This window comes from Natrialba hulunbeirensis JCM 10989, from assembly GCF_000337575.1.
Lineage (GTDB): Archaea > Halobacteriota > Halobacteria > Halobacteriales > Natrialbaceae > Natrialba > Natrialba hulunbeirensis.
Genome location: NZ_AOIM01000035.1, coordinates 87,690 through 103,253, shown reverse-complemented (window position 1 = coordinate 103,253; position 15,564 = coordinate 87,690). Strand labels below are relative to the sequence as shown.

Sequence of the window (15,564 nt, the reverse complement as noted above, 5' to 3'; positions counted from 1 at the left end):
ATATGTCTTCCCTTCTGTGAGTCTCGCCGCTGTAGGATGTGACACTGCGTTCGGGACACGGGTTGCAGAGTGAACCGGAAATCGTACTGAGAAACTCTGAGTCGAGTAAAAATCCCGCGAGAAGCCTCGAAACGGTTATCCGCCTCGGTAGTGGACTGCCGGATACACACAATGATCCAGGTCGCGATCAACGGCTACGGTACCATCGGCAAACGCGTCGCAGACGCCGTCCGGGCCCAGCCCGATATGGAAGTCCTCGGCGTCGCGAAGACGCGGCCGAACTTCGAAGCCGAAACGGCCATCGAGAAGGGGTTCGCCCTCTACGCCGCCATCGAGGAACGCGAGCACCTGTTCGAGGAAGCCGGCCTCGACATCGCCGGCTCCGTCGACGAACTCGTCGCCGACGCGGATATCGTCGTCGACGCCACGCCCTCCGGCATCGGCGCTGAGAACAAGTCGCTGTACGAGGAGTACGAGACGCCCGCGCTCTACCAGGGTGGCGAGGACGCCGACCTGGTCGACATGAGCTTCAACGCGCGCTCGAACTTCGAGGACGCCGCCGACGCCGATCACGTCCGCGTCGTCTCCTGTAACACAACCGGCCTCTCCCGCGTCATCGCGCCGCTTCGCGAGGAATACGGCGTCGAGAAGGTCCGCGCCACGCTCGTCCGCCGCGGCGGCGACCCCGGTCAGACTTCTCGCGGCCCGATCAACGACATCCTTCCGAACCCGGTGACGATCCCGTCCCACCACGGCCCCGACGTCGAGACCATCTTCGACGACCTCGACATCGACACGCTCGGGATGAAGGTCCCGGCAACGCTGATGCACATGCACAGCCTCAACGTCACACTCGAGGCGGAGGTCGATGCAGCCGACGTTCGTGAGCTGTTCGCAGACGAATCGCGACTGTTCCTGATCCCCGAGCATATGGCTATCGACGGCAGCGGGAAGCTGAAGGAGTATGCCCTCGATGCAGGCCGCCCGCGCGGTGACGTCTGGGAGAACGCCATCTGGGAGGACTCTATCTCGACCGTGGGTCGTGACCTCTACCTCTTCCAGGGCATTCACCAGGAGAGTGACGTGGTGCCGGAGAACGTCGACGCAATTCGTGCGGTGCTCGGCGAGGCCGACGCCGAGGAGAGCATCGAGACGACCGACGAGACGCTCGGCATCGGGCTCTGAGTCGTCGGTCACGCGTCTCCCCGACGCACACGACAACGACACACAAGGCGACAGTAAAAGCGCCGAACCGTTTCGGACCGAAACAGCCGGTTCGGCGTTCGAGACGCCGCTCGAGTCACCGAAACAACTAGTTCCGACAGAAAGTTTTTCCCCCGTGGGCCACTACTGGTGTCTATGCGAAGAGACGACCGCGACGAGCCCTTCGATGACCTCTTTCGCGAGATTGAACGGATGATGAACGAGATGATGGACGGTGCCGACACGAATGTCAACTTCAACTCCTCTCGAAACGTCGACACCGGCTTTGGCATGGATACGCACGTCGATATTCACGAAACTGACGATGAACTGCGCGTCGTTGCGGATCTCCCCGGCGTCGAAAAGGAAAACATCGACCTCGAATGTGACGGCGAGACGCTGACCATCTCTGCGGGCAGCGACCACCGCCAGTACGACGAGCGCATCACGCTCCCACAGCGGGTCAACGAACACACGGCCTCTGCAACCTACAACAACGGCGTGCTCGAGGTCGTCTTCGATCCGGCCGAACAGTCCTCGGGAATCAGTCTCGAGTAAGTCTACTCGCGGTCTAGTAGTCGTCCGGGTCGGTCTCCGATCGCGCTTGTTCTGCGTTATCTACAGCGTCACCGCACGCCACCGGTTCACGGTTCACAGCCCTTGCCCCGCAGTCTCACGAATCGTAGCCGCCAGTCTGTCGTAAAACTCCGGTTCGTACTTCGTCTCCGCGTCGATCGTCGGACGCGCGTTCGTCTCGTTGATTACCACCCGCTCGTCCGTCACGAGCAGATCGACGCCAACGAAGGGAATCTCGAGTTCCCGCGCCGCAGCCTCGGCAACCTCGCGCCACGCCGGCGGCAACTCGACCCCCGTCGCCTCGGCACCCCGATGGACGTTGTGCTTCCACTGTCCCTCCCGAACCGCATCATCCGGCAGCCGGCGCTCGACCGCACCAGCGTACGCGGACTCGAGTACCATCACGCGATAGTCGGTCGCCTCGGGGAGATACTCCTGGACGAGAAACGAGCGGTCGCCGGTCGCCCGGTAGTCGTGGACCAGCGAGAGGTAGTCACAGATCCCCAGAAATGAATCCAGATCGTGTGCCTTCGCGACGCCGACGCCGCGCGTGGTCGAGTTCGGCTTGACGACGACGGGTGGCTCGAACTGCGCGAAGACATCGGCCAGTTCGCCCTCGTCGACGTCGTTCGAGACGTAGACCGACTTTGGAACTGGGAGGCCAGCGCGATCAAGCCGTGCGATGACCTCGGCTTTATTTCGCGAGGTCAGCACCGCCTCACGGTCGTTGAGCCACGGCATCTCGAGCAGGGCGTCCGCGACGCCGCCCTCCATCAGCCGGCCGGGGTAGACGAAGCCGACGTCGTACTCGTCGGGCTCCCACGGTGGATCAGTTAGATCTACCACGCGCTCGCTTGCGGGCACGTGATGGACTCGAACGTCGCGTTCTGCGAGCGGGTCGCGCATTCGCCGGAACGTCTGCTTCGCGTTGGCGACCGCGAGCTCAATCATACACCGACCTCGGGAGTAAAGAGGCAAAAAGGTAGCTCGATATCGAGGCTATAGTACCAACTGAAACTGTTCACACGCCAATCGCACGAAGGCTGTCGATTGGGTGTGCACTGACGTTCAGTGGCTACTATACTCGCCGGCGTCCTCCGCATGAGTCGCCTCCGCGCGTACGTCGTAGGACTCCCGCGAAAACGCCCCCTCGAAGGAGACCGTCTCGGTTTCGTCTGTAGCTAACTCGAGTACCTGCTGGTCGTCGATATGGCCGCGAACCTGTTCGCCACTCGGTGTGGTGAGCGTGACGTCGATGGAACCGGCCTCACCGTCGTTTTGGACGTCTGCCTCGATGCTGCCGATCTGCGCTTCGAGATAGTAGGCGTCGTATTCGTCGAGATTGCCATCGACATCGACATCGACATCGTCGAAGACGATTTCGCGCCGTTCGCCCGCGTCGAAGTGGGCACTGGTCCCGAGAGCGGGCGCGGCGGCTGTGAGAACGGTGTCGCTGTCGTCGTCCGACTCGAGGAGATACAGCAAAATCGTGGCCTCGCCGGGATCGCCGTTGTTTTCGAACGTGCCGGCGGGTTCGAGGTCTGAATTGGTATTGGTATTGGTATTGGTATTGGTGTTGGAATCGGAACCGGAATCAAGATCTGACTCGAAACCGGCATCCGCATCGATTGACTCGATCGGCGGCATGCCGTTACGGTCGACGTGTGCGACTGCTGGAACGCGAACGGCTTCGACAACTGGGTCCGGCAGGTCGTCCGTCTCGTCCGTTGACTCGGTCGAAACGGAAACACAGCCGGCAAGCGATAGCGGAAGCAACCCGCCAGCAGCAGCGAGAACTCGTCGACGGTCCATACGTCGTCAGCCACAGCGAGCCCTCGTTATCCTTTCGTCTCGATGACTGTCGAACCAATGGGTGGTAGCACAATCGGGACACCAGTTCGGAATGCAACCGCCTGCCCGACCGCTGAAAGAGTTCCCTTACAGAGCAGTAGGCGCGTTGGCTATAGTAACAACTGAAACGGTTCACACACTGATCGCCGATCAGTCTGGCGATCAGGTGTACACTGACTTTCAGTGGCTACTATAGGTAGTATCGAGGGGCGACGCTGTCTGGCAGCGTCGCTGCAGGAGCGGGATAGACTGCAGGGAAAAGGTCAGTCTCAGTTTAGGCGATGAGCTGCTCTTCGCCCTTCTCCACGACGATGCGACACGGCGGCGTGATCTTGTTGTAGGAGCGACGGAGTGCCTCCTTGGCGAACTCGGCGTCGTCGACGTCACACCAGATCGTGAAGATACGCTCGCCGGCGTCGATGCGGGCTGCGGTGCCGACGATCTTCCCGAAGGACTGGCGCATCCCGTCGGAAACACGGTCTGCACCTGCGCCGGTTGCCTGCTTGTTCTCCCGGATGACGTGGTGGGGGAACTTGCGCAGGATCATCTTGTACTGGTGTTCGCCAGCGTTTTTCAGCATGTGGCGGTTGGCCGAGAGGCGGGAAGCCTCGAGGCTACCGTGTCGGATCTGGACCTCTTCTTCGGTGATGAGGCTGATCTGGACCGGGTAGTCCTCGGAGTCTGCCTGCAGGTCGCCCATCTGGTGCTGTGCAATCTTCGAGCCGGGAATGCCAGTGATGTACTCGCGTCGCGTGTATGCTGGCTTGCTAATGTCCCGGTACATTGAGGCGGGTTTGTCTGACATGGTTGTGGTTACTTACGAAAAGGCAGGCCTACCGTCCGGATAAAGCCTTCGAAGCGCGCGCTCGAAACCGCTCCATCCGACCACAGATACTCGCACTGTGCGTGTGAGTGTGTTTCACTGGTCGTGGGGCTGCTGGACATTCACTCTCGAGAACACGGCGTGACACAACAGTGAATCGATTCAGAGCGTGGCGGCCACCTGAGTAGGGTAACCCGCGTATTGCGGCGGCGTACTTAAGTTTCTACCACAGGTATCATAACGCATGATGAAGAGTTTCCGGATCGGGACCCTCTTCGGAATCCCGATCAAACTCGATATTACGTTCTTGCTGGTGCTCCCGTTATTTGCGTATCTTATCGGGTTCCAGATCGGTGCTGTCACGGAACTCCTCAATGCGTTCATGGGAGCCAACATCGACGTGGAGTCCGTCACGGCTGGTTGGAACCCCTGGATCCTCGGCCTTGCCGCTGCGATCGGCCTGTTCGTCGGCGTCGTCTTTCACGAACTCGGCCACTCACTGACCGCCCAGCGGTACGGCTTCCCGATCGACTCGATTACGCTCTGGCTGTTCGGCGGCGTCGCCGCGTTCTCCGAGATGCCCGAAGACTGGCGACAGGAGTTCGCGATCGCCATCGCCGGCCCGATCGTCTCCGTGCTCGTCGGTATCGCCTCGTTCGGCCTCTTCTACGTCACCCCAGCGAGTATGGACGGCACGCAGTTCGTGCTTGCATACCTCGCAATCCTGAACATCGCGCTCGCGGGATTCAACATGCTGCCCGCGTTCCCGATGGACGGCGGTCGCGTTCTCCGGGCGTTCCTCGCTCGCTCGAAGCCGTACGCCAAGGCGACCCAGCAGGCCGCGAGCATCGGGAAATTTTTCGCCGTTCTGATGGGGCTGTTCGCGCTCATCCCGCCGTTCAACATCATCCTGCTCGGCATCGCCTTCTTCGTCTACATCGCCGCCTCGAGCGAGGCCCAGCAGGTGACAATGAAAGCGGCGTTCCAAGACGTGACCGTCTCGGACATCATGACTCCCGCGAGCGATCTTCACACGGTCGCTCCCGGCGCCTCCGTCGCACAGTTGATCCAGCGGATGTTCAGCGAGCGCCACACGGGCTACCCGGTCGTCGAACCAAACGGTGGCGGCGGCGGTCGCCTGGTCGGACTCGTGACGCTCTCGGACGCCCGTGAGATCCAACCAGTCGAACGCGATGCCTACACCGTCGAGGAGATTATGACGACGGATCTGAAGACCATCTCCGCGGAGTCCGACGCGATGACCGCAATCGAACAGATGCGCGAGAACGACATCGGTCGGCTGCTGGTCGTCGAACGAAACGGCCATGATGGCGCTCCCGGGCAGGAGGCTGACGTGCCGCCCGGAAGTGAACCACGGGCGGGTGACGACCTTGTCGGCCTCATCTCACGCTCGGACATCATGACTGCCTTCGACATCGTCCAGAAGAGTGGGGCAGTCGGCCTCGCGGCACAGGCCCAGCGCGCAGATTGAGGGTGACAATCGACGGCCGTACAGATCGCGCCATAGCCGCCGAAGCACCCGTTTCGTGCGCCGAGACCAACATTCTTAACCGCGACGGTAGCCGAGAGTGCGCCGATGCCACCGGCCATCGAGACCGTCGATCTCGTGAAGGATTACGGGGAGTTGCGCGCGTTGAACGAGCTGTCGCTCACCGTCGAAGAGGGTGAGTTCTTCGGCCTCCTTGGCCCCAACGGGGCGGGGAAAACGACGTTCATCAACACGCTCGTCGGTCTCGTCCGCAAGTCGGGCGGCGAGGCGCGAGTCTTCGGCTACGACGTCGAGGCCGACTACCAGCAGGCTCGCAACGCGATCGGACTCGCACCGCAGGAGTTCAACGTCGATCGTTTCTTCCCCATCCGAGAGGTCCTGATGCACAAGGCCGGTTACCACGGAATTCCCGAAGATGAAGCCGGCGAGCGAGCCGACGAGGTGCTCAAGCGCGTCGGCATCTACGACAAGCGACACGAGCGCTTCGACTGGCTCTCCGGCGGGATGAAACGCCGCCTCCTCCTCGCGCGAGCGCTCGTTACTGACCCAGATTTGTTGATTCTGGACGAACCAACCGCGGGCGTGGACGTGCAACTACGCCACGACCTCTGGGACCTCGTCACCGAACTCAACGAGGAAGGGACAACCATCCTCCTGACGACCCACTACATCGAGGAAGCAGAACGCCTCTGTGACCGCGTCGCCATCATGAACGAAGGCCACAAGGTCACCGTGGCGACCCCAGACGACCTCAAACGCCGCGGCACCGACACGATCGAGATTCTACTCGAGTCCACCCCGCCCGCTGCCGCGACCATCGAGTCCGCCCTCGGCGAGTACGCCCACGAGGTGTCGACGAACGGCGACCAACTCGAGATCCGCGTCGACGACGGCGGGTCGACTGTGCCACAGGTGTTGCACGACCTGGAGGCGGCGGGCCACGAGATTGCAGACCTCGAGATTTCGCGGACGTCACTCGAGGAGATCTTCGTGGATCTAACGCGACAGGAGGATCGGTCGGTGACGCGGTCGTCTGCTTCCAGTGCGGGTGACAGTGAAGCTCCTGATGCTGGTGAGCAGGAAGGGGAACAGAGTCAGAATCAGAATCAGAAGCAGGAGCACGGACACGAACGCGAACAGGAACACGAACAGGAACACGAACAGGAGGGAGTCGCCTAATGCTCTCCGTTGGCTTTCGCGCCCTGTTCAAGCGCGAACTCCTGCGATTCGTTCGCCGGCCGAAGAACACGTTCATGCCGCCGGCGATCACCAACGTGCTCTACTTCGCCGTCTTCGGAATGATCCTGGGCGGCCGCATCGACGAACCCGTCGAGGGGATTGGCTACATCCTCTTTCTCATTCCCGGACTCGTCGTCCTCGGGACCATCTCGAACGCTTTCGAGAACGCCTCGTTCTCGATCTTCCACGGGCGGTGGAACGAGTACATCCACGAAACGCTGACCTCGCCGCTGTCGTACGTCGAGATGGTCGTCGCCTACGTCTCCGCGAGTGCCGTCCGCGGGCTGATCGTCGGCGTCATCATCGCCGTCATCGGCCGCCTGTTCGTGCCGATCAGCATCGAGAACGGCCTCTTCCTCGTGGCCACGATGGTCGTCATCGCCGCACTCTTTGCGGGGCTGGGAATCATCGGCGGCCTCGTCGCGCGGGACTTCGACGATCTCACCGTCATGAACCAGTTCATCCTGCGCCCGCTGGTCTTCTTCGGTGCCGTCTTCTACTCGCTGACGATGCTCGAACCGCTCTGGCAAGCCGTCTCGCTGCTGAACCCGATGGTCTACATGGTCGACAGCGTCCGCTACGGCCTGCTCGGCTACTCGGACATGTTCGAGGTCGCGCCGGCCGCCTACGCCGAGTTCGCGCCGCTTGCCTCCCTCGGCGTGCTCACGCTACTAACCGTCGCCGTCCTCGCGATCGATGTCTACCTGTTCAAGATCGGGTACGGACTCACTGACTGAACTGGCGAGCACTCCCCGAGCAGACAGCCACCGAACGCAGGATCAACGCCACTTTATTGCTTCGTGCGAGCGTATTGTCAACTATGGAACGCGAAGAGTACTGCTGGAACTGCGGGTCGGTACTCGAGTCCGGCGCGAATTATTGTTCGGCGTGTGGTGCGGAAGTTGGCCGAGACGACCGTGCTGGAGGTGAAAGTGAGAGTGGCGGTCGAACGGATGAGTGGGGGACGAACGACTACGGAGCCGACGACTATGGGTCGGACGACTACGGGGCCGATGACTATGGAACGGACGACTACGGCTCCGGAAGTTACGAGCAGGCCGGGTATGGGTCGGACGGCTACGATGCGCCGGGATACAAAACGCGGCGAAACGACACGTCGTTTGCTGCCGTGACGCATCTGCTCGCGATCTTCACGTGGCTTATCGGTCCGCTAATCGTGCTCGTCGTCACGGAGGACGAGTTCGTCGACGCGAACGCACGGATGGCGGTGAACTGGCAGATTATGTTCACCATCTACATGCTGCTCTCGCTGATGCTAGTCATCGTCGGCGTCGGTATTCTCGGTCTGATCATCCTGCCGATCCTCGACATCGCGTTCTGCGTCGTCGCGGCGGTGAAGGCGAACGATGGAGAGGTCTGGCAATATCCGCTCACACCGGAGATTGTCTGAGAAGTGGAAATCGCTCGCTGTGTGTCGCTTCTACCGTTGTCTGTCGCAGTTTGTCACCGTTTGTCGCTGTCTGCCGCTGTTTGTCGCTATCCGTCTCGCCCGTTACGCTTCGTACTCACCAACTTGCACGAGCTGTTTCCCGATGTTGTCACCCTCGAACAGCCCGAGGAACGCGTCGGGCGCATTCTCGAAGCCCTCCACAGTGTGCTGGCGGTACCGAATCTCATCGTTCTGGATAAACGTCGAGAGCCGGCGGAGTGCTTCGCCCCAGCGGTCCTCGTAGTCACGAACGAGTAATCCTTCCACGCGGGCGCGACTCTCGATGAGTTTGGCGAGCTTTCGCGGCCCGGTCGGGACCTCCGTCGCGTTGTAGATCGAGATCTGTCCACAGACCGCGACCCGCGAACGGACGTTGAGCAGCGGCCAGACGGCGTCCGTGATCGGCCCGCCGACGTTGTCGAAGTAGGCGTCGATACCGTTCGGACAGGCCTCGGCCATCGCCCGTCCGAGGTCGTCGGTTTCCTTGTAGTTGATCGCCGCGTCGAAGCCCAGCTCGTCGGTGAGCCACTTGACCTTCTCGTCGGAGCCTGCGGTACCGACAACGCGCGCGCCGGCGAGGCGAGCGAGCTGGCCGGCGACGGAGCCGACCGCGCCGGCGGCCGCCGAGACGACAACCGTGTCACCCGGCGTCGGCTCGGCCACGTCGAGCATGCCGAAGTACGCGGTCACGCCGGGCATCCCGAGCGTGCCGAGCGCGGTCGAAATTGGGCCGTGGTCGGGATTGACTGGTCGAAGTTCGTCGCCGTCCGCGATGGCGTGCTCGGCCCACAGGAGTTCGCCGGTGACGATGTCGCCCGACTCGTAGCCGTCGTGATTCGACTGGACAACTTCGGCAACGACGCCGGCTTGCATCGGCTCGCCGACGTCCCAGGGTTCCTCGTAGGACTCGGCGTCGCGCATCCGGCCGCGCATATATGGGTCGACGGACTGGTACAGCGTCCGGACGAGTACCTCGCCCGGACCGGGGTCGTCGAGGTCGACGGTGACGAGATCGAAGTTTTCCATCGTCGGTTCGCCGGTCGGGCGGCTCGCGAGGTGCCACTGGCGCGTAGATACCATACGCACACATCGGTGTGTCGGCAGGTCAATATTTGGTTCCCGGAACCTGCCGGTCGGCGGGCTCCCGGATGTCAACCTAGATCCAACCGGGTGCCAACGAACTCCCAAAGAGTAACGCCTTTGACGCCAGTGGGTGCGTGAGTTCGTATGGGAGGCAACGCCGAACAGGAGTCCCAGGAATCGTCCTGTGCGAGCGACGGGCACGCCGTACTGACCGACCTGCTCGCCGGCAACGCAGCGCACGCTGACGCACTACCAGAGGAGTACTTCGCAGCCGTGCAGGACGGTCAGCAACCGGATGTCGTCTCGATCTGTTGTTCCGACTCGCGCGTCCCCCAAGAGCGAATGTGGGACGTCGCCGACCCCGGCTCCGTCTTTACGCCGAGCAACATCGGGAATCAGGTCTGGGACGTCGACCACGGCGAGCGCATCGTCGATGGCGGTCTGCTGTACCCGATCCACCACGCCGGAACCAGCGCTGCCGTCATCGTCGGTCACACCGGCTGCGGGGCCGTCACAGCCGCCTACGAGGCTGCAACTGGTGGCGAGCTTCCCGGCCCGCGCGGCGTCGACAAGTGGGTCGAACAGCTCGTCCCCGTCGTGGAAGCCGGACTCGAGTCCGACCAGATCGACGCCGATGCCGACGACGAGACAGTCATCAACCAGCTCGTCGAGTTCAACGTAGACCGGCAAGTCGAGTTCCTCCGTGCCGCGGAGGACGTGCCCGAGGAAGTCAGCGTGTACGGATTCGTCTACGACTTTCAGGGCGTCTACGGCGACGAACACGGCCGCGCGTATCTGGTCAACGTCGACGGCGAAACCCAACCGGAAGCGATCGCCGAACTCGTCCCGCCGAAGTTCGAGTCTGCGACGCGCAGTCTGCTGTGGTGAGCCGGCCAGTCAGTAGCCGCCACCGTCAGCATCCGCAAAACAGCGCCCACAGCGCGTAATGGTCTGATCCTCGGTTATTCGTTCGATCGGGACGACCTGTAGTCGACCGTGAGTCACATGTGCAGTCGCACCGCAAATCGTCTGCACGTCGGTCTGGTCCGCATGCTCGCCTCGGTGCTTGTGGATCGTTTTCGTGTGCTCGTTCAGAACCCCATCCATGGTATCACATAGCACGACCAGATCACATAGTTCCGGTACCAACACACATCGGCTCGAGTACGTTCTCGATTCCAGATCAGATGCCGATCGGTTCGACAGCGATCGATACCAATTCGACGGACTCCCCCCAACCGCAACGATCTGCCCATCGAGACGAAGAGTATACTGATACGTATCGGCAATTATCCCCCCAACCGCACACAGCGGCCACAGCTCGCCAGTATTCCGCACTACCGCATGAGTCGCAGGGTTTATGGGTCCAGCCCTGCTCTCTTTAGAAGCAATGGCGAAAGGAACCGTTGATTTCTTCAACGACACAGGCGGCTACGGATTCATCGAGACTGAGGACGCGGACGACGACGTGTTCTTCCACATGGAAGACATCGGCGGCCCGGACCTTGAGGAAGGACAGGAGCTCGAGTTCGAAATCGAGCAGGCCCCAAAGGGCCCGCGCGCGACGAACGTCGAGCGCCTGTAAGGCGGAATTCGTAACGGTATCGACTCTTGACTGCAGTATTCTACACCTGTGAGCGACAGCGCTGTCATCACTCACTGGCTGTTCAGTAACTGGCAACCCAAATCGAGCGGCTGCGCCGTAACCGGTCGACTGGACCGTGCCCTTTTATCTCGTTCGCCTCTGTAGCTTCGGTTTGACTTCCCAGTCGGGCGGTTTTCGGCGACCGAATCGACTGGCACGCAGCCGAACACGACCCACTACAATGGCGAATCAGTACGTCACGGCCGCAGAACACGTCCCCGAGGATGTGACAGGCGAGACAGTAACAACCCTTCAGCTTCGGGACCCCGAGACGAAGGAAATCTTCGAGGCGCGCGTCCGTCTGTCCAGAACCGAAACACACCTCGAGGACCCACACCCCCTCTCGGTCGTCAGCGGCCCCCACGAGACCACGACCGAACAGTGGTACGTCGAGTTCGTCGACCGCGCCGTCGACGAGACACTACTCGAGTCCCTCGCGTCCTCCCAGCGCGAGCGCTCGAACGTGCTCAACACGAGGTCGGACGATCTGAAGGTCCTCCTTCGGTATCTCGTTGAAACTGGCCGCTACGAGTCCTCATCGGCGGCCATCCGTGAGCTGTTGTTCAGCCAGTTGGCCGAGCAGGAGCCGGCGTTGCTCGACGCGTACGACGAGATCCGAACCGAGTACGACTCCGATCCGCTGCGTGAGGCGCTCGAACGGACGGTTGACGGAGGCGAGAGCACAGCCCCGAACGCGGAGTCGGAGGCAGAGACGGGCACGAATGCGGATGCGGATGTGAGCAGGAAGAGGAATGGGAATCGGAGCACGGATACGGCCAGCGATGATACCGCACCGACCACGACAGCGCCGACTGACCGCGACCGCACTCGTCCCTCCCGATGACAACTTCCGTAACGACGTTCCGTGAGTTTCTCACCGTACTCGAGAACGCCGGTGCACTCACCGAAATCGAGACGCCGGTTTCCTGGGACCTCGAAGCGAGCGCGGTCACGATGGCCGCGAACGAGACTGACGAGCGGATTCCCGTCTTCGAGTCCGTCGAGGGCAACGGTACGGCTGCCCGCCTCGTCGGTGATCCCTACCGCGGCCCCCGCGGACGGGAGTTCGACCACCTCGCGCGGGCGTTCGATCTGCCGAAGCCGGCGCGACGATCGGGACCCGCCTACTACGCCCAGCTTATCGATCGCCTCGAGAAGCAGCGTGAACCGACCGTCATCGAGCCGGGAACAGCGCCGTGTAAGGAGGTCGTTCGGACTCGCGCAGCTGAAGACAGAGACGCGAGTGCAAGCGCAAACGGGAGCGCGAAGACGAATGCAGACACAGACGCGAATACGGACACAAACACAGACGCGAACCTACTCGAGTTCCCCTGGCCGTACATCCACCAGCAGGACGGCGGGCGCTACGCGACGCTGACGACGCTCGTCGCGCCGGATCCGGACGGCGAGTGGGGGCGCTGGTCGCGCCATCGGGCGATGATCCACGGCGAGTCGCGAGCGAGCGTGTTGTTCCTTGCTGGTGAACAACTCCCGAATCGCTACTACTACGAGTACGAGCGCCGCGGCGAGGCGATGCCGGTTGCCCTCACGCTCGGCGCGGGGCCGGCAGTCACCGCTGCCAGCGAGATGTGGATTCCCGTCGGGCGGAGCGAGGCGACGTTCGCCGGCGGGCTTCAGGAGTCGCCAATCGAACTCGTTCCCTGTGAGACGAACGACCTCCGCGTGCCGGCGTCGGCCGAACTCGTCATCGAGGGGCGGATTCTCCCCGAGAAACGACTCGACGAGGGTCCATTCGGCGACTACTTCGGCTACGTGAACGGCCCGCGCCGCTCCATGCCGGTACTCGCAGTTGACGCGATCACCCACCGCGAGCGACCGTACCTTCCCTTCTGCGTGGAGGGCTCTGGCGTCGGCTACGCCAGCAACTCGACGAGTTCGCTCCAGGTCGCGGCCGCCGGACCGGACGCCACCCTCGGCCTGCGTGCCGCCGGCTACGACGTTGCGATGGCCGCACCCTGGCCCTACACCGAGCGAACGGTCTGGGTGATTGCAACGGATCGGCCCTATCCGGGCGCGCTACACGAACTCGCGAACTTCATCTTCACCACCTGGGGGATGCTCCACATCGACTGCTTCGTCTTCGTCGACCGCGAGGTCAACCCGCTCGACTCGCGCGCGGTCGTGGAAGCGCTCGCGCTGCACGCCGATCCGGCCACGGACTTCCACCAGTTCGGCGTCGAGCGCATGCCAAAAGTGCCGCTGAACATCTACCAGACGCCAGACGAGAAGGGCAGTGCCGCCGTCGGCACCTCGAAGTCGAAAACTGCGAAGGCGTACATCGACGCGCTCTCGGAGGGCGAGCGACCGACCCAGACCATCGGCAACCCCGAAGACCGCCAGCGCGCCCGCGATCTGCTCGCCGAGGCCGGCGTGGCAGGCGTCGCTGACGAAGTCGACACAATGGGCGAACGGCACAGTGCAATCGATCAAGAGACGGACGCGACGCGACACCAGCACCCACAGCACCAGAATCGATGACCGCCTTCCGCAAACACCTCGAGTTCCTCCACCGAACCGACGACTGTCGCACGCTCTCCCGGCCTGCCGATTGCTCCCCGCAGGTCGTCGCGGCGGAGGCACTTCGAGCGGGTGGCCACGCGATCGAGATGGAACCCGGTACCGACCGCGAGGGCGCACCCACCGCAACCACCGTCACCCTCGCGAGCGGCGTCTACGGCGGCATCGACCAATCGCGCGGACAACGCACAACGGACTCCCGGCACCGGCAGGGCTACCCCTGGACCCGCCTCGGAATCGGCCTCGGGATCGATCAGGACCCAGCGTACACCGACGTACTCGAGTCCCTCCTCGCGCTCGGCGAGCGCCGCGACGAGCGCGACGTGACCTACGTCGAGCGCGCTGCCGACGCGACGGCGCAGGATCTCCGGGAACTCGGACTCCCGACGCCGCCGGACGAGGCCTGGCCGCGGTTTACCCTCGGACTGCTCTCGATCGGTAGCGATCGGGGTTCTTACTGGGCACCGATTCACGGCACGATCCTCGACGGCAACACCATCCGTGCTCGAGTGCCGGCGGCCGTCGCCGAGCGAGACCGCCTCGAGACGGGCGCAGCGGTCACCATCGCACTCGGTGTTCCCCCGGAAGCGCTCGCGGCGACGCATCTGCTCGCGATCACGGACCGACTCGAGACGCCGATCGAGGACCGCGGCGTCGGCGCGACGGTCCCTGTCATTCCCACCGCCGGCGGCGTCGTCCCGAGTTCCGCGGAAGTCGTCGTCGAGACCACCGTCGCCGACCGCCAGCCTGCAACGCAGTCCGAGAAACGCGAGTTCTGGGAGCGACTGGGTGGCGGAGCGACGCTGACACTCGAGTCCGACGCGATCTTCACTCGTGAGGAGCCGGTCGTGCCGTTCACGCCGCTGGGGGTGCCGCTGTCGGACGACCTGCAGCTTGCGGCCCTCTCGCTATCGGCGACCCTGTTCGATCGGGTCAACAGCTACTGGGGTGTCGCGCCGGTCGACTGGCTGCTATTGCCCGCGGAGGGGCGGCTCGGGCTCTGTCTCGTCGCTTCGGAGATTCTCTACGCCGGCTTCGAGTGGCAGCTTGCGAACCTGCTGTTCTCGCTCTCTGATTGCTTCGACAAGGTGCTCGTCGTCGACACCGAGATCAGTCCGCGAAACCTCGGCCGGGCGCTCGGCGATAGCTGGGTCAAGGCCCACCCCTCGCGGGACTGGCTGGTGAGCGAACCCGACGCACCGAGCGCGCGGATGCCGACGTACGGCCGAGGCAGCGGTGGAGGTGGAGGCAAGAACAACCACGAAGGCGGTGACAGTGAGACCGGCGCACGCCTCTACGTCGACGCCACCTGGGACCCGCGCTGGACGGACGAGTACATCGCACCCAGAGTCTCGTTCGACGAGTCGTACCCGCCAGAACTCCGCGAGGCAGTTCGGGACTCGTGGACGGAGTTCGGGTTCGAGCGGGAGTCGATGGCTACCGTCGGCGACGAGTCCGAGTCGGCGGAGTGACGGGTCGGGAAACAGCGAGTAGCGAACAGGCGCAAATCTGTTTCTGAGCGCAGGTGTACTCGAGTACCGACCAGGAGGGACTGAACTGGTCACGCTCGGTACTGGTGTATACGAAACTGTTTACGCAAGAATGCGCCGGGGTAGACACCGTGTCGTCGTGCTGAATCGGTTGGT

General features: G+C 62.8%; 15 protein-coding genes. 11 read left to right on the top strand and 4 right to left on the bottom strand.

The genetic code is table 11. The features are described 5' to 3' along the window. The first annotated feature begins 171 nt into the window (after positions 1-171). On the top strand, positions 172-1,185 hold the full coding sequence (locus tag C483_RS11770; protein ID WP_006653582.1) for a type II glyceraldehyde-3-phosphate dehydrogenase: 1,014 nt from the start codon (positions 172-174) through the stop codon (positions 1,183-1,185). A gap of 174 nt (positions 1,186-1,359) precedes the next feature. Beyond that, on the top strand, positions 1,360-1,761 hold the full coding sequence (locus C483_RS11765) for an Hsp20/alpha crystallin family protein (RefSeq protein WP_006653581.1): 402 nt from the start codon (positions 1,360-1,362) through the stop codon (positions 1,759-1,761). 93 nt (positions 1,762-1,854) lie between these two features. Here C483_RS11765 and C483_RS11760 read toward each other — a convergent pair whose 3' ends face one another. From C483_RS11760 to C483_RS11750, 3 genes are all read right to left on the bottom strand, one after another. Next, positions 1,855-2,730, bottom strand: coding sequence for an ATP-grasp domain-containing protein (locus C483_RS11760; RefSeq protein ID WP_006653580.1), 876 nt, complete (start codon positions 2,728-2,730; stop codon positions 1,855-1,857). 117 nt (positions 2,731-2,847) lie between these two features. Next, positions 2,848-3,591, bottom strand: coding sequence for a hypothetical protein (locus C483_RS11755; protein WP_006653579.1), 744 nt, complete (start codon positions 3,589-3,591; stop codon positions 2,848-2,850). A 313-nt stretch (positions 3,592-3,904) separates the two neighbouring features. Further along, complete coding sequence (locus C483_RS11750) at positions 3,905-4,435, bottom strand: 50S ribosomal protein L16 (protein WP_006653578.1); 531 nt, start codon at positions 4,433-4,435, stop codon at positions 3,905-3,907. Between the two features lie 262 nt (positions 4,436-4,697). On the opposite strand from C483_RS11750, the gene C483_RS11745 reads away from it, so the two are divergent. From C483_RS11745 to C483_RS11730, 4 genes are all read left to right on the top strand, one after another. Further along, positions 4,698-5,945, top strand: coding sequence for a site-2 protease family protein (locus C483_RS11745; RefSeq protein WP_006653577.1), 1,248 nt, complete (start codon positions 4,698-4,700; stop codon positions 5,943-5,945). A gap of 105 nt (positions 5,946-6,050) precedes the next feature. Continuing rightward, positions 6,051-7,142, top strand: coding sequence for an ABC transporter ATP-binding protein (locus C483_RS11740; protein WP_006653576.1), 1,092 nt, complete (start codon positions 6,051-6,053; stop codon positions 7,140-7,142). Beyond that, positions 7,142-7,939 carry an ABC transporter permease gene (locus C483_RS11735; protein WP_006653575.1) on the top strand — a complete coding sequence of 266 codons (798 nt, stop codon included), beginning with the start codon at positions 7,142-7,144 and terminating at the stop codon, positions 7,937-7,939. Before C483_RS11740 ends, C483_RS11735 begins: the two co-directional genes overlap by 1 nt. Positions 7,940-8,022: 83 nt before the next feature. Beyond that, complete coding sequence (locus C483_RS11730; protein WP_006653574.1) at positions 8,023-8,613, top strand: zinc ribbon domain-containing protein; 591 nt, start codon at positions 8,023-8,025, stop codon at positions 8,611-8,613. 102 nt (positions 8,614-8,715) lie between these two features. On the opposite strand, the gene C483_RS11725 is transcribed toward C483_RS11730, so the two are convergent. Next, positions 8,716-9,732 carry an NADP-dependent oxidoreductase gene (locus C483_RS11725; RefSeq protein ID WP_006653573.1) on the bottom strand — a complete coding sequence of 339 codons (1,017 nt, stop codon included), beginning with the start codon at positions 9,730-9,732 and terminating at the stop codon, positions 8,716-8,718. A gap of 147 nt (positions 9,733-9,879) precedes the next feature. On the opposite strand from C483_RS11725, the gene C483_RS11720 reads away from it, so the two are divergent. The 5 genes from C483_RS11720 (at position 9,880) to C483_RS11695 (ending at position 15,390) form a co-directional block, all read left to right on the top strand. Then, positions 9,880-10,623 carry a carbonic anhydrase gene (locus C483_RS11720; protein ID WP_006653572.1) on the top strand — a complete coding sequence of 248 codons (744 nt, stop codon included), beginning with the start codon at positions 9,880-9,882 and terminating at the stop codon, positions 10,621-10,623. A 502-nt stretch (positions 10,624-11,125) separates the two neighbouring features. Further along, entirely contained in the window at positions 11,126-11,320 is a 195-nt protein-coding gene (locus tag C483_RS11710) for a cold-shock protein (protein WP_004267330.1), read from the top strand. A 241-nt stretch (positions 11,321-11,561) separates the two neighbouring features. Then, positions 11,562-12,224 (top strand): hypothetical protein, encoded by a 663-nt coding sequence (locus tag C483_RS11705; protein ID WP_006653570.1) that lies wholly within the window; start codon positions 11,562-11,564, stop codon positions 12,222-12,224. After that, entirely contained in the window at positions 12,221-13,879 is a 1,659-nt protein-coding gene (locus C483_RS11700) for a UbiD family decarboxylase (protein ID WP_006653569.1), read from the top strand. Before C483_RS11705 ends, C483_RS11700 begins: the two co-directional genes overlap by 4 nt. Then, on the top strand, positions 13,876-15,390 hold the full coding sequence (locus C483_RS11695; RefSeq protein ID WP_006653568.1) for a UbiD family decarboxylase domain-containing protein: 1,515 nt from the start codon (positions 13,876-13,878) through the stop codon (positions 15,388-15,390). The genes C483_RS11700 and C483_RS11695 overlap by 4 nt, the downstream gene beginning before the upstream one ends. The last annotated feature ends 174 nt before the right edge of the window (positions 15,391-15,564 follow it).